Raw genomic sequence first — 970 nt, forward strand, 5'->3', positions numbered from 1 at the left:
GTAAGCGCAGCTCTGCGGCCCTTTTGAATGGCGTTTGACGTCTATTTTGTTCGCGTAGCGCGTCGCCGCGGTTTCCATGTGTCGGACAACGCGTTTACGGCGGCCTCGAGGGCATTCCGGTCGATCACGTTGGGATCGAACCGCTCCGGACCCCAGCGGCGCATATGTTCGTGCTCCGGATGAGCAGGGTCGCTGATGGCGTCGAGGTATTCGGCATAGCCTGGCGCACCGCCGACGTCTTCCGGAGGGCAACGACCGGCGGCCTCGAGCAGGAAGGGCATGCCCTCCGTCGTGGTGTTGTCGAACCTTTTTTCGAGCTTGATCACATGGTCCCAGCTGTCGCCGAAGTCATAGAGATAGTGGATGGTCTTGGCGCCGGTCTCTCGAACGATATCGCAAAGCCGCGCTTTACGAGCATCCATGGGCTGGTGGCCGTAATCATTGTCGGGGTCGGGAATCCCCCAATGTGCCTCACCAGCGAAGAACTCGAAGAGGTGGCTGTTCGTCCAGCCAAACGCCTCCTGAAGCGTCAAATGCAGCCGGTCTAGGCGCAGGGTGACGGGTACGACAAGGCGACGCACGACCTCCGGTTTTACGTCCTTGAGGGTCACCTTGATCCGGACCGCGGTCCTGTTCAGGCTCATGCCGCCAGCCTCGGAACGTGTGCATGCATCGTGTAGATCGATGCCCAAGGGAGCAGTTCGTCCAGTCGCGCCGCAGGCCAACCCTTGACGAGCTTCGCGAGAACATCAGCGAGCCAGTGCTCGGCACTGACGCCATTGAGCTTACAGGTCTCGATCAACGAAGCGAGAACTGCCCAATTCTCGGCGCCCTCGTCGCAACCGGCAAACAGGGAGTTTTTGGCGTTGAGCTTGATCGGCCGTATCGCACGCTCGACAGCATTCGTGTCCATCTCGATGCGCCCGTCATCAAGATAGAGCGTCAAACCGTCCCAATGACGCAGCGCGTA

2 protein-coding genes are annotated in these 970 nt (G+C 60.2%); both read right to left on the reverse strand.

The window, feature by feature from the left end; translation table 11 throughout:
* Positions 1 to 41: 41 nt before the first annotated feature.
* Positions 42 to 644 carry a plasmid pRiA4b ORF-3 family protein gene (locus GWG67_RS38695; RefSeq protein WP_275174891.1) on the reverse strand — a complete coding sequence of 201 codons (603 nt, stop codon included), beginning with the start codon at positions 642 to 644 and terminating at the stop codon, positions 42 to 44.
* Positions 641 to 970, reverse strand: a 330-nt coding sequence (locus tag GWG67_RS38700; RefSeq protein ID WP_275174892.1) for a transposase domain-containing protein, incomplete at its 5' end; no start/stop codon positions are given. The genes GWG67_RS38695 and GWG67_RS38700, both read right to left, overlap by 4 nt.

This window comes from Bradyrhizobium sp. CSS354 (assembly GCF_029051725.1).
Taxonomy (GTDB): Bacteria; Pseudomonadota; Alphaproteobacteria; order Rhizobiales; family Xanthobacteraceae; genus Bradyrhizobium.